Below are 21,231 nucleotides of genomic sequence, written 5' to 3'. Positions count from 1 at the left end.
GTGGCATGACAAGCCCAGTTTCGCTCGACCGCCGCCGTTTCATCGCAAGTTCCGGTGCATTGGCCGCCGCATTTGGCAGCAGCGCTTTCTTCCCCGCATGGGCCCGCAGCGGCACGCAGGGCATGACGCCTGCGGGCAATCCCGTTCCCGGCGTGCTTTCCGGCAACGACATCGCCCTTACCATCGGGGACAGCCATTTTTCCGTCGATGGTCGATCTGGCCATGCCGTTACGGTCAACGGCACGCTTCCCGCACCATTGATCCGCATGCGGGAGGGCGAGAAGGTCCGGCTGTCGGTCACCAACAATTTGCGCGAACAGTCCTCTATCCACTGGCACGGGCTTCTTGTGCCGTTCGATATGGACGGGGTGCCGGGGGTCAGTTTCCCCGGCATCGATGCGGGCACGACATTCGTCTACGAATTTCCGCTGATCCAGGCGGGCACATACTGGTACCACAGCCATTCCGGCATGCAGGAGGCGATGGGCCTGTATGGCCCCATCGTCATCGATCCGGCGGGCGGGGATGACAGTTACGATCGGGAACACGTGCTCGTCCTGTCGGACTTCAGCACGATGCATCCGCACGAACAGCTTCGGCGGCTGAAGATCATGGGCGGCTATTTTAACCAGCAGCGGCAGACAATCGCCGAATTGCTGGCAGGCGGTGGGCAGAACCTGTCGGAACGGCTGGAATGGGCGAAGATGCGCATGGACCCGACCGACATCTCGGACGTGACCGGCGATACTTACTCCTTCATGATCAACGGGCATTCCAGTGCGGAAAACTGGACCGGCTTGTTCAAGGCGGGCGAGCGGGTGAAACTGCGCGTCATCAATGCGTCGTCGATGACGAACTTCAATTTCCGCATTCCCGGACTTCCCCTGACGGTCGTTGCGGCGGACGGGCTGGCGGTGCAACCGGTGGAGACCGACGAGGTCCAGATTGCGATTGCCGAAACCTACGACTTCATCGTGACGCCCGGCGAGCAGCAGGCCTATGGCGTGATTGCAGAGGCGATCGACCGCAGCGGGCAGGCCCGCGCGACGCTGGCCACGCAGATGGGCATGATCGCGCCGATCCCCGCGATCCGCGAACGCCCGCTGCTGACGATGCGCGACATGGGCATGGACATGTCTTCGATGGACATGGGCGACACGCTCGATCTCAGTGCGCCGGACTCCGGTTCGATGGACCATTCCGACATGTCGATGCGCGACCCTTCCGTGGCGCCGGGCGTGAAGATGGGGCCGGGCGTCGCCTCGCTGTCGCCGATGCCGGTCGACCGGCTGGCCGACAAGCCGACCGGGCTGGAAAATGTCGATCACCGCGTGCTGACTTATGCCGATCTGCGTTCTGCCGAGCCGAACCCGGACACCCGCGTGCCCAGCCGGCAGGTCGACATACACCTTACCGCGAACATGGAACGCTACATGTGGTCGCTGGACGGTGTTGATTTCAGCGAGGGGCCGGAGCCGATTCCGTTCCGCCTTGACGAGCGTGTACGCGTGAACCTGATCAACGATACGATGATGCCGCATCCCATCCACCTGCACGGCCATTTCTTCGAACTGGTTTCCGGCGATCCGGGCGATCGGGTGCGCAAGCATACGGTGAACGTCCTGCCGGGCGGCAAGGCTTCGTTCGACCTGACGGCGGACGCGGTGGGCGACTGGGCGTTTCACTGCCACATGCTGCTGCACATGCATTCGGGGATGATGCGCGTCGTCACTGTCCGCGAAGAGGGAGAAGCCTGATGCGCCGCCTTTTCCTGACTGCCGTCGCGGCAACCGCCTTTTCCGTTCCCGCCATCGCGCATGATCATGACGGGATGGACCATTCTCAGATGGGCCATCACGAGGGCGATACGGCGGATGAGACCGTACCCGTGGCCGGGGACGATATGGATCATGGCCAGATGGATCACGGTGCAATGGACCATGGCCAGATGGATCACTCCATGATGGATCATTCCATGATGGATATGCAGCCTGATGCGGGCGGCATGGAAGAAATGGACCATTCAACAATGGACCATGGTCAGATGGACCATTCGATGCACCACGGCGCGCAGGCGCCGCAGGTGTCCGACCAGCCGGGCGATGCTCCGCCGCCGCCCGTACCCACAGACCATGCCGCCGATGCGGTTTTCGGCCCCGACGTCATGGCGCAATCCCGCGTCGATCTGCTCAAGGGCATGGCTTTTACCGGTTTCTTTGCCGGTCTCGACACGCTGGAATATCGCGCGGGCGAGGGTGCCGACGGCTACGTTTTCGACGGGGAAGCGTGGTACGGTGGCGATATCGACAGGGCTGTTCTCGCCTTTTCCGGCGAAGGCGCGTTTGGCGAAAAGCCAGAGGATATCGAGATCGACGCCTATTGGCGCCATGCGATCAACCCTTGGTTCAACCTGCAACTGGGTGCGCGGCACGATTTCCGGCCCGACCCCGAACGTACTTATGCCCTGGTCGGCGTTCAGGGACTGGCCCCCTATTGGATCGAGGTGGAGGCGCAGGCCTTCGTATCGGAAAAGGGCGACGTTCACTTTCGCGGAACGGCCATGCACGACATGCGCTTAACGCAGCGACTGGTCTTCGAACCGGAAGCCGAAGTCGATTTCGCGCTTCAGGACGTGCCGGAATTGGGCATCGGCGGCGGGCTCGATTCGTTCGAGCTTTCCGGACGCCTTCGTTACGAGATCCAGCGTAATTTCGCGCCCTATGTCGGGTTTTCGTGGGAACGCAAGGTTGGGGGCAGTGCCGACTATGCCCGCGACGAAGGTGAAGATCCCTCCCGTTTCACATGGCTGGCGGGGCTGCGCTTCTGGTTCTGAACGAACCTGCCGCAGACATGATCGCAGGCGGCATGAATTGCCTGTGCCCCCTGCTGTAAAAAGCACCATCTCTCAGGATGGTAGGGGCATCTTGCGATCATGAGGAAGATCATGATCGCCGCAGGCGCTGTCGCCATATTGTCCTTCACCTCCGTTGCGGCTCACGCTCAGGCCGTATCGGTCGAAGTCGACCTGTTCGAACTGCAGGAAGGCAAGGGCGACGATCCGTTCGTCTTCGATACCACCGTCACGGCGGGCGGGGACCGTCACGCGCTGGTGCTGAAAGCGGAGGGCGGCAACGAAACGGCGCATCTCAGTGTCGAGGAAGTCACGAGCATGGCGCTCGCCGCCTTCATGCCCAACGACAGCACCAGTTTCATGGCCGGTGTGCGCCACGATTTCCGCCCCGGCGGCGACCTTACTTATGCCGCCCTTGCCGTCGAACAGAGCTTCGGCTCGATCCTGGAGGGCGAGCACTTCTTCTTCCTGTCCGAAAATGGCGACCTGACCGGCGAAGGGCAGATCGTGGCGGGTATTCCCCTCACGCCAGGTGGGCTCACGGTGGAACCGCGCCTTGCCTTCGGCTGGGCGGCACAGGCAATTCCGGAAGAAGAAGTCGGCAGCGGTCTTACCGATACCGAACTGTCATTGCGCCTGCGTCAGGCCATCGGGCCGGTCTTCAACGTCTATGTCGGCGTGGTGCACGAACGCCTGATCGGCAATACGCGCGACATCGCACGCGCCAACGAAGAAAGCGGGCAAGCCACACGCGCCATTCTGGGCGCCGGTCTGTTCTTCTGAAAAGGTATGGCGCGCGACGCTCAGGCGTCGTCGCGCAGCCAGTGGCGGGCAAGGGCGACGTGCAGCCGGATGCCGGTTTCCATCACGTCGTCGTTGAAATCGTAATGCGGGTTGTGCAGCGGCGGTGAAGCCTCGCCACGACCTTGCCCCAGCCAGATGTAGGCGCCGGGCCGCGCCTGCAGCATGTACGAGAAATCTTCCGAAGTGGGCGCAGGTTCGGGCGCGAGTTCGGCGTTGCCGACTTCCGCCGCCACGGCCAGCGCGTCGCGCGCGACATCCGCATCGTTGATCGTGGCCGGATAATAGCGGTCGTAGTCGAGCGAACATTCCACTTCGAACGATGCGGAAATGCCCGACAGGATCTGCTCCATGCGCTGTTCGATCCTGTCCTGCACGGCCGGATCGAAACTGCGCACCGTGCCGCCCACGGTAACTTCGGCGGGGATCACGTTGTGCGCGTGTCCGCCATGGATTTCCGTCACCGAAAGCACGGCAGACGCGCTGGCCGGCACGTTGCGGGCGATGATGGTGTTGAGCTGCTGCACCAGCGATGCGGCGGCGAGCACGGCATCCGGCGTATCCTGCGGGATCGCGGCATGGCCTCCCTTGCCGGTGATGCGGATCGCGAACTTGTCCGCCGCGCCCATGATCGCGCCGGGGCGGGTGGCGATCGTACCGGCCGGCAGGCCCGGCCAGTTGTGCAAGGCATAGACCCTGTCGCAGGGGAAGCGATCGAACAGACCGTCCTCGATCATGTGGCGCGCGCCGCCAAGGCCTTCTTCGGCAGGCTGGAAGATGAAGTTCAGCGTGCCGGAAAAGCCGCCGTTCCTGGCAAGGTACTGGGCCGCACCCAGCAGCATGGCGACATGCCCGTCATGGCCGCAGCCGTGGAAACATCCGGGATGCGTGCTGGTCCACGGGGCATTGGTCCGCTCCTCGATCGGCAGTGCGTCCATGTCCGCGCGCAGGCCGAGTGTGCGCGTGCCGTCACCGCAACGCAGAACGCCGACAAGGCCGGTGCCGCCGATGCCTTCGGTAACTTCCAGACCCGCCGCGCGCAGCGCTTCGGCGATGCGGCCTGCCGTCCGGTGCTCTGCGAAACCCAGTTCGGGATGCGCGTGGATGTCGCGGCGGAACGCGATTAGCGGGGCGATCAGGTCTTGGATATCGGCCATTGGCTCTTTCGGGTTACTCGCCGAACAGGTTCTGGATCGGGAAGTGGTACTTGATGAAGGGGCTCTTGATCACGACGTAGCTGAAATACTTCTCGATGCCGTAGTCGCTTTCCAGCATATCCTCGATGATGGACTGGTAATGCGCAACGCCGCGGGCGACGAATTTCAGCAAGTAGTCGTAGCCGCCGGAAACGAGGTGGCACTCCACGATCTCGTCCACTTTCACGATCCGGCTTTCGAAGCGGCTGAAATCGCCGCGCCGGTGTTCGCTCAGCGTGACTTCGGTGAAGACGGTCAGGAACTCGCCCAGCTTGTTAAGGTCGACCTGCGCACCGTAACCGGTGATGTAGCCGGCCTTTTCAAGCCGTTTCACACGCGTAAGGCAGGGGCTGGGCGACAGGCCGACCGCGTCGGACAGTTCGACATTTGTGATCCGGCCCGATTCCTGCAGCTTTGCCAGGATCTTCAGGTCGATCCGGTCGAGTTTGGGGCCGAATGTCATGTCCGTCTCCTCAGCCCAGAGCCCGACGGATGTCCGCTTCGTCGAGCAATTGGTCCAGCGACTTTTCTATCCGCTCGAAGATAGTATCCATTTCACCGGTTGAACAGCACAGAGCAGGGGCGAAACCGATAACGCCCTGTGGGAAACAGCGCACGACGACGCCATTGTCCCAGGTGACCTGCGACAGGCGTGCGCCGATATCGAGAGAGGGGTCGAACAGGGTCTTGGTTTCCTTGTTCGAAACCAGTTCGATCGCGCCCAGCATGCCGCGTCCGCGCGTGTCGCCAACCAGCGGATGATCGGCGATCCGCGCCAGATGCTGCGCAAAAACCTCTCCGGTCTTCACGCCGTTTGCCAGCAACCCGTCTTCGTAAAGGCGGATGACTTCCAGCGCGACCGCCGCGCTAACGGGGTGGCCCGAATATGTGAAGCCGTGGCCCACCGGCACGTTTGGCGCCGTGCTGTCGGCGATGGCCTGATAGACGTGATCGGCCATCAGCATCGCGCCCATCGGCACGTAGCCGGAGGTCAGCCCCTTGGCGAGGGTCATGAAATCGGGCGACACCCCTTCGGCATCGCAGGCGAACATCGGGCCGGTGCGACCGAAGCCGGTGATGACTTCATCGACCAGCATCAGGATGCCAAGGCGCGTGCAGGTCTCTCGAATGGCTTTCAGCCAGCCTACCGGGGGCACGATCACGCCGCCCGATCCCTGGATCGGTTCGCAGAAGAACGCGGCGACATTGTCCGCGCCCAGTTCCGCCACCTTGTCTTCCAGCGCCTTGACCGTGCTGGCAATGACGGCGGCATCGTCGTGCGCTTCGGGATGGCGATAGGGGTAGGGCGATGCGATGTGGTGCTGCCACGGGCGGGGCAGGTCGAACCCGCGATGGAATGCGGGGAGCGCGGTCATGCCAGCGCCGGTCGAGCTGGAGCCGTGATAGCCCCATTCCAGCGCGATGAACTGCTTCTTCTCAGGCTTGCCGATCGCGTTGTGATAATGGGTGATGTAGCGGATCGCGCTGTCCACCGCATCCGAACCGCCCAGCGTGAAATAGACGTGATCCAGCCCCTTGGGCGCAAGTTCGGTCAGCTTTCCGGCCAGCCGGATCGGTGCCTCTGCCCCGAAGGAGAAATAGCCAGTGGCATAGGGCAGTTCGCGCATCTGCTTCGCCGCAGCTTCCACGATGCTGTCATGCCCGTAACCGGCGTTGACACACCACAGCCCCGCGAAAGCATCCAGCACTTCACGTCCGTTCACATCGGTCAGCCACATGCCCTTGCCGCCGGTCAGCACCCGAACGCCAAGCTGTTCGTGGCCCCGGAACGGCGTGACCGGATGGATCAGGTGATCGCGGTCGATGTCGACAAGCGAGCGGTTGGCGAGCGGGGCGGATGCGGTTTGAGGGGCTTTTTCCATGGTGCGACCTTAACCAGCAGGTCGCGGACACATGCACCGAAGTTTGCCCCCTGCACGCCAAGCGTGCGGCGAGCGGGATGCGGGCGGCGGCATTTTATGCCGCCCGCATCGAGGATGCTCAGATGCCGGCGGCGACGGCCTTGCCGCAGGTGATCGTGTCGGCCTTACCCTTCAGGTCGCCGGTGCGGCCGCTCTCCGTTGCCAGAACGTCCTCGATCGACTTCATGATCGCGGCGGCGGCGGCATCTTCGCCAAGGTGCTCCAGCATCATCACGCCAGACCAGATCTGGCCGACGGGATTGGCAATGCCCTTGCCCGCGATGTCGGGTGCAGAGCCGTGAACCGGCTCGAACAGCGAAGGCGCGGTGCCATCGGGGTTGATGTTCGCCGACGGTGCGACGCCGATCGTGCCGGTGCAGGCCGGGCCAAGGTCCGACAGGATGTCGCCGAACAGGTTGGATGCGACCACGACGTCGAAACGGTCTGGGTTCATCACGAACTGCGCGGTCAGGATGTCGATGTGGTACTTGTCGTACGTGACATCGGGGTAAAGCGCGGCCATCGCCTCGACCCGCTCGTCCCAGAACGGCATGGTGATGGCGATACCGTTCGATTTTGTCGCGCTGGTGACATGGCGGCGATCCCGCTTTTGCGCCAGGTCGAAGGCGAAGCGCAGCACGCGGTCCACGCCGTGGCGGGTCATCACCGTTTCCTGGATGACCACTTCGCGATCGGTGCCGGGGAACATGCGCCCGCCGACAGAGCTGTATTCACCCTCTGTATTTTCGCGCACGACCCAGAAGTCGATGTCGCCGGGCTTGCGACCCGCAAGCGGGCAGGGCACGCCCGGCATCAGGCGAACGGGGCGCAAGTTTACGTACTGGTCGTATTCGCGGCGGAACTGCAGGATCGACTGCCACAGCGAGATGTGGTCGGGCACCGTATCGGGCCAGCCGACCGCGCCGTAGAAGATCGCGTCTACGTCGCCAATCTGCTCCTTCCAGTCATCGGGCATCATCTGGCCATGTTTGACGTAGTAGTCGCAGCTGGAAAAATCATGCCACTGCATGTCGAGTTCAAAGCCGAAGCGGCTCGACGCCGCCTCAAGCGCGCGAACACCCTCCGGCATGACTTCCTTGCCGATGCCGTCACCGGGGATGACGGCAATCTTGTACTTGCGGTCCTTGGTCATGGTCGCTTCCGATTTTTGTCAGGGTTTGGGGCGGGCCCTCAGATGCCGAGGCCGCCGATGTGGAACGCCTTGGTTTCGAGATATTCCTCGATCCCGTAAGTGCCGCCTTCGCGGCCGAGGCCCGATTGCTTGATGCCGCCGAACGGGGCCATTTCCATCGCGATCGAACCGGTGTTGAGCGCAACCATGCCCGCTTCCAGCCGCTCCGCCACGCGGAAGGCGCGGGCGATGTCGCGGGTATAGAAATAGCTGGCAAGACCGAACGGCGTGTCGTTCGCCATGGCAACGCCTTCGTCCTCGTTGCCGAAGCGGAAGACGGGGGCGAGGGGGCCGAACGTCTCTTCGCTGGCAAGGCGCATGTCGGGGGTTGCGCCGGTCAGCAGGACGGGGCGGACGAAGCGGCCATCCTCCCGCCCGCCGCCGCGCGCGACGATCTGGCCGCCGTTGTCCAGCGCGTCGGCAATGTGGGCGGCGACCTTCTCTACGGCGCTTTCGTTGATCAGCGGCCCGACGGTCGAACCAGCCTCCATGCCGGGTGCGGCGTGCAGTTTGCGCACTTCGGCCCCCAGCCGTTCGACGAAAGCGTCATGAATGCCGGACTGGACGAGGATGCGGTTGGCGCACACGCAGGTCTGCCCCGCGTTGCGGAACTTGCTGGCCATGGCCGCGGCAACCGCGATTTCCAGATCGGCATCGTCGAACACGACCAGCGGCGCGTTGCCACCTAGTTCGAGGCTGAGGCGCTTGATAGTGTCCGCGCTCTGCTTCATCAGCAGCGCGCCGACGCGGGTGGATCCGGTGAAGGACAGCTTGCGCACGTCAGGGCTGGAAGTGATGGCAGCGCCGATGTCCTGCGGCATGCCGGTAAGGACGTGGAAGACGCCGGCCGGAATGCCCGCACGCAGGGCCAGTTCGCCCAGCGCGAGCGCAGTGAACGGCGTCAGTTCCGAAGGTTTCACGATAACCGGACAACCGGCGGCAAGGGCTGGGGCGCACTTGCGCGTGATCATCGCGGCGGGGAAGTTCCATGGCGTGATCGCGGCGGAAATGCCGACCGGTTCCACCATCACCACGATGCGGCGGTCGCGTTCGGGCGAGGTTATGTTCTTTGCGCCGACGCGGCGGCCTTCTTCGGCGAACCACTTGATGAAGCTGGCGGCGTACTTGATCTCGCCCGCAGCCTCGGCCAGCGGCTTGCCCTGCTCGGTCGTCATGATACGGGCAAGGTCGTCGATATTAGCCATGACGAGCGCATGCCACTTTTCAATCAGTTGGCAGCGTTCGCCAGCCGTCATCGCGCGCCATGCCGGCCATGCGGCCTTCGCAGCGGCGATCGCACGCTCGGTCTCGGCGGTGCCGCAGGCAGGGACGCGGCCTATCGTCTCTCCACTGGCGGGATCGGTTACGACGATCGCATCGCTGCCCGGCGCAAGCCATTCGCCGTCGACCAGTGCGGCTTCGCGAAGGAGGGTGCGGTCGGCAATGGTGGTATTCATCGTCAAGGTATCCTGGGTCAGCCGAGAGCCTGTGCGGCAAGTCCGAACACGCGCGGCCCTTCGGCAACAGCGGGAGCGGTTCCGCGCACCATCGTCGTGACTGTTCCGACTTTGGGCAGGCCCATTTCGTCCAGCCAGCGCGACATGCCAAGCCCTTCTACGACATCTATCCGGCAAAACCGGCCGGCCCGTGCGCCCAGCCAATGCGTGGTGAGCACTTTCGCGCCTTCGAGGTCCGGTGCCACGATCGGCGCGATCGCCCGCCCGCGGCCGAAGCGGCGCAGCAAGGCAAAGCCGGTCGGTTCGTGGTTTCGCGACAAGACGACACCGCTGCTGTCGCTGGCCAGTGCCTCGAACAGGACGGAACGGTCCATGCCGCTGGCCTTGCTGTAGAGGGCGTGAAGTTCGAAATCGGCATTGCCCATGGGGCGTACACGCTCACCATCGCGCAATTCGACCAAGGGCATGGTGGGCGCCGGGCCCTGATGCTGGTGGACGATGCCGCATGGCACAAAACCCAGCGAGGAATAGAGCGGCATGCCTTCCTGCGTAGCGTTCAGCAGGATGTTGCGACCGTCGAGGCGTTCGACCATCGCTTCCATCAGCTTGCGACCGATACCGCGCTTCTGGATCTCGCTGGTGACGATGACCATGCCGATCGTCGCGTAGTTGCTGCCGAAGTGCCATGACATGATCGTGCCGACCACGCGGTCGTCGATCGTGGCGACAATGCCCTGACCCAGTTCGAAGAAGAATTGCCAGTCTTCGGCGCGATGGGGCCACGACTGTTCCTGCGACAGCTCGATCGCTGCCTCCAGATCTTCGGGTTTCATGTCCCGCAGCACAATCGGTCTTTCAACCACGATCGCCAAGACGGCAACTCCTTGCTGGTCGACACGCACGACAAGCGCGTGCCGGTTCAATTTCGGTATTGCGGTTCTAAACGGCGGACTTTGGCATGAGTTGCCGGTTTCGCCTGTCATTCGAAAGAATATCGCGTGCTGCGGTGTAAATGAGAGATTCCGGGTAAGGGTGGCATGCCAGTTTCCCGTCGAACACCGAATGGAAAGACAGACATGACCGATTTCACTCCCGATCGCATCCGTCCTGCCGCCGAAGCAAACGTCATCGGCGGCGTAGCCGTGCGCGGTGAGGGCCGTGTCTTCGAAGTGTTGCGCCCGTCCGACGGCGGCTTGCTGGCCCCGCTTTACTCTGCAAGCGAGGCCCAGCTGGCCGAGGCAGTCGAAAATGCCGCGATCGCGCAAAAGCGGAGCGGGTGGGGCGTGATGGAGCCGCGTGCGCGCATGCGCCTGCTGCGCCGTTGGGCAGACCTGATCGAGCAGGATATCGATACGCTCGCCCCGCTGGAAGCGGTCGGCTCCACCCGGACACTGAAGGAAATCCGGGCATGGGACGTGCCCTATACCGCCGAATGCATCCGCTTCTTCGCTGAATTTGCCGACAAGCACGGCGGCGAGGTTGCCGCAACAACACAGGACAAGTTCGGCTTCACCATCAACGAACCCTATGGCGTCGTCGGCGCGATCGCGCCGTGGAACCTGCCGCTCGTGATGTCGGCGTGGAAGCTGGGGCCGGCGATGGCGGCAGGTAATGCCGTTGTCCTGAAACCTTCCGAAATGACGCCGTTCAGTGTCGTGCGCCTCGCCCTGCTGGCGGTGGAGGCCGGTATTCCGGCCGGCATCTTCAACGTGGTGCAGGGCGGCGGTATCGATATCGGCGACGCGCTGGTGCGCGCGCCGCAGGTCGGCAAGGTCAGCTTCACCGGATCGACCCGTACCGGTCAGGCGATCATGGCCGCCTGTGCGCAGACGGGGCCGAAGCCGGTTACGCTGGAACTGGGCGGAAAAAGCCCGCAGATCGTGTTTGGTGATGCCGAACTGGACAAGGCCAGTGCCATCGTGGCCAAGGCGATCACGCTGAATGCGGGACAGGTCTGCGTATCGGGTTCACGCCTGCTGGTGCATGAAAGCTTGAAGGATCCGGTGGTCGACGCCATCCGCAAGGCATTCGAGGCGCACCGCATCGGCACCACCTGGGACGATGCGACGACGATGGGGCCGATCATCTCCGAAGGCCAGTTGTCGATGATCGACGGCATCGTCGCGCGCGCCATTGCCGACGACGGGGCCGAGGCGATCACCGGCGGCGGGCGTGCAACATCGCCGCAGCAGGGCAGCTACTTCCAGCCGACCCTGCTGGACGGGCTGTCGCCGGATGCCGAGGCCGTTCAGGGCGAAATTTTCGGCCCTGTCCTCACGGTCCAGACTTTCGCGGATGAAGACGAGGCATGGGCGCTTGCCAACGGCACACGCTATGGCCTTGCCGCGGGTGTCCACACCACGGACCTGTCCCGCGCGATGCGGGCGACGCGCGCGCTGGAAGCGGGCACCGTCTGGGTCAACCGTTATGGCCGCAGCGACGATTTCATCCTGCCGACCGGCGGCTACAAGCAGTCCGGCATCGGCAAGGATCTTGGTCGCGAAGCCTATATGGCGAACTGCAAGAGCAAGACCGCGCTGATCGGGCTTTAACCCGCCCGATCAGGGGTTACTTCCCGAAGCGGTCGGGCGAGTAGGGGGCAAGCGGAATGTCGGTCGCGCCCGTCGCGATCAGCTCGGCCATCGTTTCGCCGACGCCGGGGCCCAGCTGGAACCCGGCGCCTGAAAATCCGAAGGCATGGTAAAGGCCGGGCACATTGCTGCTCGGCCCCATGACCGGCAGGCTGTCGTCCATGTATCCCTCGATCCCCGTCCACACGCGGATGATCGACAGGTTGGCGAGTACGGGGGCAAGCCGCCGGATATGCTCGAACTGCGTCATCGTGCTTTCGGGCAGGACGTAGCTGCGGTATTCGTCGGGGTAGGAAGGCGCGCGGGTGCTGCCGCCGATCACGATATTGCCGCGCTCGACCTGCCGGAAATAGACGGTTTCGACTTCGAGAGCGGTCATCACACCCAGCGACGGCTCGATCGCATAGGGGACCGGTTCGGTAACCGACATGGTGGGCGCGCGCGGGGTGATCGCGAAATCCTCGCCGAACTGGGTGGCGATCTTTCCGGCCCACGCACCGGCGGTTACCAGCAGGACGGGCGCGCGGAACAGGCGGCCGTCGTCGGCCTCCAGTTCGAAATCGTCACCGATCTTGGCGGCGCCGGTAATGCGCGTATCCTCGAAAACCTGTGCCCCAGCCGCAATTGCGGCGCGGGCGAAGGCAGGGGCGGCAAGGCGCGGATTGGCGTGGCCGTCCATCGCCGAATGCGATCCCGCCAGCACTTCGGGGCCAAGCCACGGAAAGCGGGCGCGCAGCGTGTTGCCGGTCAGGATTTCGAGGTCGAGACCTTCCTCGCGCGCCTTGGTCGCGTAATCCTCCATCGCGCCTACGTTTTCGGGGCGATCGGAAAAGCACACCCGCATGTGGCCCGATTGCAGGTATTCGACATCCGAGCCCAGCAATTCGCGCGCGGTGCGCCAGATGCGAGAGGCGCGGTTGGCCAGCGGCAACTGGAAGATCGGGCGGCCTTGCCTGCGAACATTGCCGAAATTGGTGCCGCTGGCCTGACGGCCCACCTTGTCGGTTTCCAGCAGCGTGACGGACAGGCCGTGTCGGCGCAGGAAGAACGCGGCAGACGCGCCCATGATGCCGCCGCCGATGATCGCGACATCGCTCTGTACGGGCGCGCTCATGCCTCGTTCCTCACTGTGGCGATGGACAGGGGCTTTACCGGCGCCTGGGTACGCAAACGTCCTGCAGCCTCCACCGGTTCGCGGCGCATCGCGGCAACGATCTCTGCAGAGGCATTGCCGCAATAGCGACCCTGACAGCGGCCCATTCCGACGCGGCTGAACGACTTGGCGCGGTTGGTTTCCGTCGCTCCGCCGATATCGACGGTTTCGCGCAAGGTTCCGGCGGTCACGGCCTCGCACCGGCAGACGACGGTGTCGTCGGGGACGTTCGCGGCCAGTTCGTGTGGCCAGGGGAAGGCAATAGCCAGCCCCTGCGCAAAACGGCGGTAGCGCGCCTTTTCCGCAAGCAGCGACTGGCGCGCGGCAGGATCGCCGGCAATCCCCATGTCCGATAACGCGGCCATCGCGGCAAGGCGTCCGGTCACTTCGGCGCAGCGGGCACCCAGTACGCGCGCACCGTCTCCGGCAAGGTAGATACCGTCGCTGGTCGCGCGGCCGTCATCGTCGGTCACGGGCAGCCACTGGCGGGTCGGCGCGTCGAAAGCGAAATCGCAGCGGGCGATGTCGGCCAGCTGCGTTTCGGGCCGCAGATGCCAGCCCATCGCCACGGCATCGCAGTCCATATGCTGTTCACGGCCCGATCCGTCGGTATAGCGGATGCCGGAGACGCCCGTATCGTCGCTACCCTCGATGCTGACCGGCGTAATGCCGGTTGCGATCCGGACACCGGCGGTTTTCAGCGTGCGCATCAGGCCCACACCGGCGAACAGCAGGTCGGGCAAGACGGCCATGAACGGTGCTGCGCGCACGCGCTTCATGAAGGGCGAGGTGTCCAGCACGGCCGCCACGTTGGCCCCTGCCTTCACATATTGCGCGGCGACGAGATAGAGCAGCGGGCCCGAACCCATGAAGACGACCTTGCTGCCGATGCTGCAGGCCTGCGCCTTCAACGCGATCTGGCTGCCGCCAAGGCTGAAGACACCGGCGCGGTTCCAGCCCGGTACGGGAAGCAGCCGGTCCGTCGCGCCGCTGCAGACGATCAATGCTGAATAGGGGATCGCTTCCGCTTCGCCATCGCGCGCGGTCCACAACCGCCCGTCCGACACGTTCCATGCCAGCGTTTCGGCGCGATAGTCGATCCGGTCGCGGATGGCTTCGAACGTATCGTGGACAGCGCGCGCGCGCGCGGCTTCTGTGCCGTACAGCGTTTCGTAGCTGCGGGTGAAACCGTCGGGCTGGCGGCGGTAGATCTGCCCGCCGTCGCGGCGGCCTTCATCGATGAGGACAGGGCGGATGCCCGCCGCGACCAGCGTTTCGGCGGCGCGAATGCCCGCCGGACCGGCGCCGACGACGATTACGCGTTTTTCAACCATGCGGCCCCCGGCTGCTGGGTGGATATGGCAAGGCCGTCCTCTGCAAGGGTGGAGCAGGCGCGAAGGCGCGTGCCCGCCTCTGTCCACACCCAGCAGTCCTGACACGCGGCCATCAGGCAGAAACCGGCGCGGTTGCCGTCTCCGAACTCGCTTGCGCGGACCGACAGGCCGTTGGTCAGCATCGCGGTCAGCAGGCTGTCTCCGGCAAGGGCGGATAAGGGCGTGCCGTCCACGGTGAAGCGCACTTCGGCGCGATCCGTTTCGGCAAGCCGCTGGAAACGTGCGGTCATGCGATCACGTCCTCTTTCGTCAGAGCATCGATCGGGTGATGACATAGCACGGTCAGCGTTCCTTCGGTGCGATAGGGCGGCGGCAGCACATCGCACGTTCCCGCGATGGCGACAGGGCAGCGCGGCGCGAAACGGCACAGGCCCGGTATCAGGCGCAGGTCGGCAAGCGAAGTGGCCTGTTCCGAAACCTGCCGGTCCAGCCAGCCGCGATCCATCTGCGGCACGGAATCGACCAGCAGGCGCGTGTAGGGATGATGGGCCGCCCCGGTGAAATCGGCCCTTGCGGCCAGTTCGACCGCCGTACCGGAATAGAGCACGAGCAGCTTGTCGCAGAAGGCATGGACGGTAGAAATGTCGTGGCTGATGAAAACGGTCGCGATGCCCAGATTGCGGCGCAGATCGTCGATCAGTTGCAGGATCGCTTCCCCGACCACGGTGTCGAGCGCGGACGTCACTTCGTCGCAGATCAGCACTTCGGGATCGGCGGCAAGCGCGCGGGCAAGATTGACGCGCTGCTTCTGTCCCCCCGACAGTTCGGCACTGCGCCGCGAGGCCATTTCCCGCGGCAAGTGGATGAGGTCGAGCAGTTCATCGACCCGAGCCTCGGCATCCGCCCCTTTCAGGCCGTGATAGAAGGCGAGCGGGCGGGCGAGCGTTTCGCCCACGGTATGCGCCGGGTTCAGAGCCGTATCGGCATTCTGGAATACGAACTGGATGCGGCGCAGGTCTTCGCGGCTGCGATTGTCCATCGCGGGGGCAAGTTCCTGCCCGTCCAGCACGATCGAGCCAGAGGCAGCAGGCAGGATACCGGCGATGACGCGGGCAAGGGTGGATTTGCCCGAACCGGACTCTCCGATCACGCCGATCGCTGCGCCGCGTTCCAGCGTGAAACCGACATCGCTCAGCACTGGAATGGCGGGCCTGCCGTCGCGGATGCGGCCATATCCGGCAAGGATGTCGCGCACTTCCAGCTTTACCGCACCCGCCACGGCTTCGGGCATGTCGTGGGTGCGATTGCCAGCCGCAAGCAGGCTGCGGGTATAGTCATCGGCTGGTGCTTCAAGAACGGTGGCGGCGGGGCCGCTTTCGCACATGCGCCCGTCTTTCAGCACGACGATCCGGTCCGCGACTTGCGCAACGACGGCAAGATCATGACTGACATAGACTGCCGTCGCACCGACTTCGGCAATGGCGCGCTTGAACGTCTTGAGCACTTCGACCTGCGTTGTCACGTCCAGCGCTGTTGTCGGTTCGTCGAGGATGACCAGTTCCGGCTTCGTGATCAGCGCCATCGCGGCCATCAGGCGCTGGAGCTGTCCGCCCGAAACCTGGTGCGGATAACGCGCACCGATGGTGTCGGGCGATGGCAGGGCAAGCGAGCGGAACAGTTCGATGGCGCGGGTTTCGGCTTCCTTGCGGGTGGCCAGTTTGTGCACCAGCAGCGGTTCGATCACTTGCGCCATGATCGTGCGCGATGGATTGAAAGCGGCGGCAGCGCTTTGCGCGATATAGCTGATCCGCCGACCGCGCAGGGATGCAAGGCCGCGGTCGTCCAGCGTATCTATCCGGTGTTCGCCGACACGGATGACATCCGCCGCGATGTGCGCGCCGAAACGGCTGTGGCCCATCAGCGAAAGGGCAATGGTCGTCTTGCCCGAACCGGATTCTCCGATCAGGGCGAGCACTTCGCCCTTTGGAATCTCGAACGAGATGTCGGATACGATCGCCTTGCGCCCGCCGCCGGGCGTTGCAACGTCGATCTGCAGGTTCCGAACTTCGACTTGTGCATCGCTCATGACCGGCCTCCCTTCTGCAGGGCATCGATCAACAGGTTCGCGCCTACGGTCAGGGTGGCAATTGCAATGGCCGGAACGATGATCGCAAGCGCCCCTTCGGTAAGGCCGGTCAGGTTTTCGCGCACCAGAGAGCCAAGGTCCGCATGCGGCGGCTGGACGCCAAGGCCGAGGAAGCTGAGGCCCGACAGCAGCAGGACGATGAACACGAAGCGCAGGCCCATGTCGGCCAGCAGCGGGTGGATCATGTTGGGAAGAATTTCCCGCGTGGCGAGGTGTACCGGCCCTTCGCCGCGCGCCCGCGCGACCTGCACGAAATCGAGCGCGACGAGGTTCATCGCCAAAGCGCGGGCGATGCGGAAGTTGCCGGGCACGTAAGTGATCGCGGTGATGACGAGCAACAGGCCGAGCGATGAGCCGAAGGCGGCAACCAGCACGAGTGCGAATATCTTCGACGGGATCGAGATCAGCGTATCCATCGCGCGGCTGATCAGTTCGTCCGTCCAGCCCCCGCGTAGTGAGGCGAGGAGTGCAAAGGATGTGCCGATGAACACGGCCAGCATTGCGGCGGCCAGCGCGATGAAGACGGTGTAGCGCGCGCCCCACAGGACACGGCTCAGCACGTCCCGCCCCAGATAGTCGGTGCCGAGCGGGAACGATGCGGAAAGCCCTGCGAAAACCTCGTCGTCCACGAATGCGCCCACCGAATAGGGCGCGACCACGGGCCCGAACACCGCGGCCAGCAGCCAGAAGACGACGAGGCCGAAGCCGATCTGGCCGGAAAGCGGCATGGTGCGGACGCCGGATGCGATGCGGGAAATCATGCGCGAAGCCTCGGGTTGGCGAGAATGGCGACAATGTCGGCGACGAGCATCATGGCGAGATAGGCCGCACAAAAGATCATCGCGCACGATTGCAGCAGCGCCATGTCGCGGCTGGTCACGGCATTGACCATCAGGCTGGCAAGCCCCGGATAGTTGAAGATCGTTTCCACGATGATCGCGCCGCCCATCAGGTAGGACAGCGACAGCGCCATCGCATTGATTACCGGCCCCACGGCATTGGGCATCACATGCTGCAGAACGATGCGCGGGAATGGCACGCCCTTCAGCCGCGCCATTTCGACATATGGCCGGTCCAGCTGGTCGGCAACGGCGGCGCGGGTCATGCGTGCCATCTGCGCGACGACGACGACCGCAAGGCTGAGAACCGGCAGGGCGATGGAGCGCATCGTCTCGCTCCAAGTCGCCTCTGGCGAAACCAGCGCGATCGACGGAAGCCAGAGCAGCTTTACCGAGAATGCCAGCACGAACAGGGTCGCGATCAGGAATTCCGGCATGGCGACCAGCGACAGCGTCAGGATATTGAGCGAACGGTCCACCGTTGTGCCGCGCCGGATTGCAGCGGTAATCCCGATCAGCAGCGCAAGCGGGACCGAGACGAGCGTCGCCAGGGCTGCCAGCAGCAAGGTGTTGGGCAGCCGGGTGGATATGATTTGGCTGACCGGCATATTGGCGACATAGGAATAGCCGGGATCGCCCTTCACGATGGCCGTCAGCCAGTCGCCATAGCGGACGAGGGCAGGGCGGTTGAGGCCCATTTCCTCGCGCAGCGCTTCCACCTGTTCCTGCGTCGCGCTCTGGCCCAGCAGTTCCTGTGCCGCGTCGCCGGGCAGCAGCCCGCTGATCGTGAAGATGACGGCGGAGACGAGGAACAGCGTGATGAAAGCGGAAACAACGCGCTTCGCCACGATCTTCGCGATGTTCTTCACGCCGGAGGAGCCTTGCGCAGCCATCAGTCCTCCCACCGGACATATTCGGAGAAACGATAGCCCATGAAGCCGCCCAGCGGGACGGGGCGCATGCCCTTCAGCCGCTTGTCGAAAGCGTCGATCAGGCTGATGAAGACCGGGATCATCACGCCGCACTTGTCATGCACGATGCGCTGCATTTCGCCATAGAGGTCCTTGCGGCGCAGGTCGTCAGGCTCGCCGCGGGCTTCCACCAGAAGGCGATCGAAGCGCTCGTCCTTCCACCCGCTTTCGTTCCAGTCGGCGCTGGACTGGTAGAACAGGCTGAAGACCAGATCGGCGGTGGGGCGCGGGTTGGTGTTCCCGAAGCTGAGCGGATGGCGCATCCAGTGCGTGGACCAGTAACCGTCCGCAGGGACGCGGTTCACCGCGAGATTCAGCCCGACACGCGATCCGAATTCCTGCATGATCGACGCCATGTCGACCGACCCTTCGGCAGCCTGCGAGGCATAGACCGGAAGGCGAACGCCCGACAGGCCGGATTGCTGCAGATGCCAGCGCGCCTTGTCCAGATCGAGCGTGTTCTGCGGGATCTCCGCATTGTAGAACGGGTGGAACGGCGGGATCGGATGATCGTTCGCAATCGTCGCGGTATTGCGGAACAGCGACCGGTTGACGAGCGGGCGATCGACGAGGTGCTTGATCGCCTGCACGAAATGCGGATTGCCCGTCGGCATCGTGTCCTGCCGCATGATGAGATCGGTGTAGAGCGAGGACGGGGTGATCATCAGGTCGTGCCCCGGCGCATTCTCGATACGGCGGGTGGAACGCGGATTGAGCGCCATGACCAGCTGCACATCGCCCGAAAGGAGCGCGTTAACGCGGCTGACTTCGTCGGGGATGGAGATCAGTTCAATCGAATTGAGCGCCGGACGGCCCGGATACCAGTATTCGCCGTTCTTCACGACGAGCGTGCGCACACCGGGCGAAAATTGCTGCAGTCGGAACGGGCCGGTGCCGTTGCCGTCCGGCTTGTCCGCACCGTCCTTCACGATCAGGAAATGCGATTGCGCAAGGATCGTGGGGAGGTCGGCGTTTGCGCCGGTCAGTTCGATGGTGACGCCGTGGCGGCCATCGGCGCGGACGCTTGCGAACTGTTCGGCGATCGTCGCCATCTTCGATCCCAGCGCGGGCACGGCATGGCGACGCAGGGAGAAGACGACGTCCGCCGAAGTAAGCTCCGAACCGTCATGAAAACGCACGCCCTTGCGAAGGCGGAAGTGCCACGTCACGCGGTCCGTGCTTTCCCAGGATTCGGCAAGCGAGGGGTGCGGGGCAAGGCTGCCATCGTCGATCGTGGTCAGCCCGTTGTAGAGCATGAAATGACGCACGTAGTCGGTCGATAATCCGCCCTTGGCCGGATCTAGCGTATCGGCGGTAGAGGCGGAGGGGGCGGCAACGCGAATATTGCCGCCGCTGCCATTGCGGGATGACGACGGCGCGCCGCCATCGCGGGTCAGCGACCATGCGGCAAGGCCGGCACCGCCCGCGATGCCTGCGCCGATCAGGGCGCGACGGGTGATGATGGAGCCGGTCAATGCAGCATGTCCTGTACGCGGTACCACGCGCCGACCATCGGCAGGAACCACGGTTTGCCAAGGTGGCCCGGAATGGCGGGCCACGACAGGCTGGCAAAGGGATTGGCCGATGCATCGCCGCCCATCACGCGGGCCATCGCCTCGCCCATGTGGGTCGCCATCTGCACGCCGTGGCCGCTGTAGCCCATGGCGTAGAACATGCCGTCATGTTCGCCGGCGCGGGGCAGGCGGTCTGCGGTAAGGTCGATCGTGCCGCCCCAGCAATGTTCGATGCGGGTATCGGCAAGGGCGGGGAACATCGTGCGCATCGTCTTTTCAAGGATGCGGCCGCTCTTGATGTCGGACGCCGGATCGGACAGCGTGAAACGGGCGCGGCCGCCGAAGATCAGCCGGTTGCCCTCTGCAAGGCGGAAGTAGTTCCCGATGATCCTGCTGGTGACGTAGTTGCGCCCCGTGGGGAACATGCGGTCCGTCAGTTCGGTCGGCAACGGTTCGGTGGCGATGGCAAAGCTGCCAACCGAAACGATGCGCCGGCGGAACCAGCCGAAGGGGGACTGCGGACTGGCTCCGCCGGTCGCGACAAGGACCTGCCGCGCGGAAAGAGTGCCGCGCGGGGTCGTGAGGGACCAGCCTGATGCGTTGCGCGCCATGCCTTCGACAGGCGCGTGCTCGTAGATCACGGCACCTTTCGCCGCAGCGGCGCCGGCAAGGCCGCGTCCGAAACGGGCCGGATGCAGCTGTGCGCTCGTTTCCTGGACCAGCGCGCCGTAGAAACCGTCGGCATCAATCTCGTCACTGATCCGTTCGGGCGTGACGAGGCTGACATCGGCATCGACATGTTCGCGCAGCAGATCGTAGGCCGCTTCCAGCTTGGCGAAATGTTGCGGCTTTGCTGCAAGTTTTGCGCGCCCGCAACGGCGGAAGCCGCATTCGATCCCCTCATTACGGGCGATCCGTTCGACAGTGTCCACCGCGCTGCGATGGGCGTTGTAGAAGGTGCGCGCATCGTCGATGCCATAGGCCGAAACGAGCGCGCCGAAATCGTGCGCCGTGCCCGAATTGCATTGGCCGCCATTTCGGCCCGATGCTTCACCGACGACTTCGCCAGCTTCCAGCACCGCGACGCTCGCCCCTGCCTTGGCAAAGGCGAGGGCGGCGGACAGGCCGGTGAAGCCTGCCCCGATGATCGCGACGTCCCACTCGCCTTCGACCCGCCCATCGCGTCCATCGCGAAAGGGCGGGGCGCTGGCCTGCCAGAATGACGGTGGCAGATCGGAAGGCGGTGGGACGTTGCCCATCGTGA

Annotated in this window: 18 protein-coding genes; 4 read left to right on the top strand and 14 right to left on the bottom strand. The window is 64.2% G+C overall.

The window, feature by feature from the left end:
* Positions 1-5 precede the first annotated feature (5 nt).
* The 3 genes from A7A77_RS00525 (at position 6) to A7A77_RS00515 (ending at position 3,634) form a co-directional block, all read left to right on the top strand.
* Positions 6-1,757, top strand: a complete 1,752-nt coding sequence (locus tag A7A77_RS00525) for a copper resistance system multicopper oxidase (protein ID WP_066552116.1) — start codon at positions 6-8, stop codon at positions 1,755-1,757.
* Positions 1,757-2,833, top strand: coding sequence for a copper resistance protein B (locus A7A77_RS00520; protein ID WP_245638335.1), 1,077 nt, complete (start codon positions 1,757-1,759; stop codon positions 2,831-2,833). The genes A7A77_RS00525 and A7A77_RS00520 overlap by 1 nt, the downstream gene beginning before the upstream one ends.
* A gap of 99 nt (positions 2,834-2,932) precedes the next feature.
* Positions 2,933-3,634, top strand: a complete 702-nt coding sequence (locus A7A77_RS00515; RefSeq protein WP_066552111.1) for a copper resistance protein B — start codon at positions 2,933-2,935, stop codon at positions 3,632-3,634.
* Positions 3,635-3,654: 20 nt separating this feature from the next.
* On the opposite strand, the gene A7A77_RS00510 is transcribed toward A7A77_RS00515, so the two are convergent.
* The 6 genes from A7A77_RS00510 to A7A77_RS00485 form a co-directional block, all read right to left on the bottom strand.
* Entirely contained in the window at positions 3,655-4,809 is a 1,155-nt protein-coding gene (locus tag A7A77_RS00510; RefSeq protein ID WP_066552109.1) for a M20 aminoacylase family protein, read from the bottom strand.
* A 13-nt stretch (positions 4,810-4,822) separates the two neighbouring features.
* Positions 4,823-5,311, bottom strand: a complete 489-nt coding sequence (locus A7A77_RS00505) for an Lrp/AsnC family transcriptional regulator (RefSeq protein ID WP_066552107.1) — start codon at positions 5,309-5,311, stop codon at positions 4,823-4,825.
* 10 nt (positions 5,312-5,321) lie between these two features.
* Entirely contained in the window at positions 5,322-6,731 is a 1,410-nt protein-coding gene (locus A7A77_RS00500; protein ID WP_066552105.1) for an aspartate aminotransferase family protein, read from the bottom strand.
* A 118-nt stretch (positions 6,732-6,849) separates the two neighbouring features.
* Positions 6,850-7,923 (bottom strand): tartrate dehydrogenase, encoded by a 1,074-nt coding sequence (locus tag A7A77_RS00495; RefSeq protein WP_066552103.1) that lies wholly within the window; start codon positions 7,921-7,923, stop codon positions 6,850-6,852.
* A 38-nt stretch (positions 7,924-7,961) separates the two neighbouring features.
* Complete coding sequence (locus A7A77_RS00490; RefSeq protein WP_082835824.1) at positions 7,962-9,419, bottom strand: NAD-dependent succinate-semialdehyde dehydrogenase; 1,458 nt, start codon at positions 9,417-9,419, stop codon at positions 7,962-7,964.
* 17 nt (positions 9,420-9,436) lie between these two features.
* Positions 9,437-10,282: a GNAT family N-acetyltransferase gene (locus tag A7A77_RS00485; protein WP_245638354.1), complete on the bottom strand. Its 846-nt coding sequence runs from the start codon at positions 10,280-10,282 to the stop codon at positions 9,437-9,439.
* Positions 10,283-10,495: 213 nt separating this feature from the next.
* Between A7A77_RS00485 and A7A77_RS00480 the strand changes: the two genes are divergently transcribed.
* Positions 10,496-11,971, top strand: coding sequence for an aldehyde dehydrogenase family protein (locus A7A77_RS00480; protein ID WP_066552099.1), 1,476 nt, complete (start codon positions 10,496-10,498; stop codon positions 11,969-11,971).
* Positions 11,972-11,987: 16 nt separating this feature from the next.
* Here the strand turns inward: A7A77_RS00480 and A7A77_RS00475 are convergent, their stop codons facing one another.
* From A7A77_RS00475 to A7A77_RS00440, 8 genes are read right to left on the bottom strand one after another with little or no spacing between them, the layout of a single operon-like run.
* Positions 11,988-13,124 carry an NAD(P)/FAD-dependent oxidoreductase gene (locus tag A7A77_RS00475; protein ID WP_066552096.1) on the bottom strand — a complete coding sequence of 379 codons (1,137 nt, stop codon included), beginning with the start codon at positions 13,122-13,124 and terminating at the stop codon, positions 11,988-11,990.
* Positions 13,121-14,497 carry an FAD/NAD(P)-dependent oxidoreductase gene (locus tag A7A77_RS00470; RefSeq protein ID WP_066552095.1) on the bottom strand — a complete coding sequence of 459 codons (1,377 nt, stop codon included), beginning with the start codon at positions 14,495-14,497 and terminating at the stop codon, positions 13,121-13,123. Before A7A77_RS00470 ends, A7A77_RS00475 begins: the two co-directional genes overlap by 4 nt.
* A complete protein-coding gene (locus tag A7A77_RS00465) occupies positions 14,479-14,787 on the bottom strand; it encodes a (2Fe-2S)-binding protein (RefSeq protein WP_066552094.1) in 309 nt (102 codons plus the stop codon). The genes A7A77_RS00470 and A7A77_RS00465 overlap by 19 nt, the downstream gene beginning before the upstream one ends.
* Complete coding sequence (locus tag A7A77_RS00460) at positions 14,784-16,583, bottom strand: ABC transporter ATP-binding protein (RefSeq protein WP_066552092.1); 1,800 nt, start codon at positions 16,581-16,583, stop codon at positions 14,784-14,786. Before A7A77_RS00460 ends, A7A77_RS00465 begins: the two co-directional genes overlap by 4 nt.
* Positions 16,580-17,404 (bottom strand): ABC transporter permease, encoded by an 825-nt coding sequence (locus tag A7A77_RS00455; RefSeq protein ID WP_066552091.1) that lies wholly within the window; start codon positions 17,402-17,404, stop codon positions 16,580-16,582. Before A7A77_RS00455 ends, A7A77_RS00460 begins: the two co-directional genes overlap by 4 nt.
* Positions 17,401-18,375, bottom strand: a complete 975-nt coding sequence (locus A7A77_RS00450; protein ID WP_066552088.1) for an ABC transporter permease — start codon at positions 18,373-18,375, stop codon at positions 17,401-17,403. The genes A7A77_RS00455 and A7A77_RS00450 overlap by 4 nt, the downstream gene beginning before the upstream one ends.
* Positions 18,375-19,928 (bottom strand): ABC transporter substrate-binding protein, encoded by a 1,554-nt coding sequence (locus A7A77_RS00445; protein ID WP_066552086.1) that lies wholly within the window; start codon positions 19,926-19,928, stop codon positions 18,375-18,377. Before A7A77_RS00445 ends, A7A77_RS00450 begins: the two co-directional genes overlap by 1 nt.
* Entirely contained in the window at positions 19,925-21,226 is a 1,302-nt protein-coding gene (locus A7A77_RS00440) for an NAD(P)/FAD-dependent oxidoreductase (protein ID WP_066552084.1), read from the bottom strand. The genes A7A77_RS00445 and A7A77_RS00440 overlap by 4 nt, the downstream gene beginning before the upstream one ends.
* Positions 21,227-21,231 lie beyond the last annotated feature (5 nt).

Source organism: Croceicoccus bisphenolivorans (assembly GCF_001634625.1).
GTDB classification, from domain to species: domain Bacteria; phylum Pseudomonadota; class Alphaproteobacteria; order Sphingomonadales; family Sphingomonadaceae; genus Croceicoccus; species Croceicoccus bisphenolivorans.
This window is presented reverse-complemented; position numbering and strand designations above follow the sequence as displayed.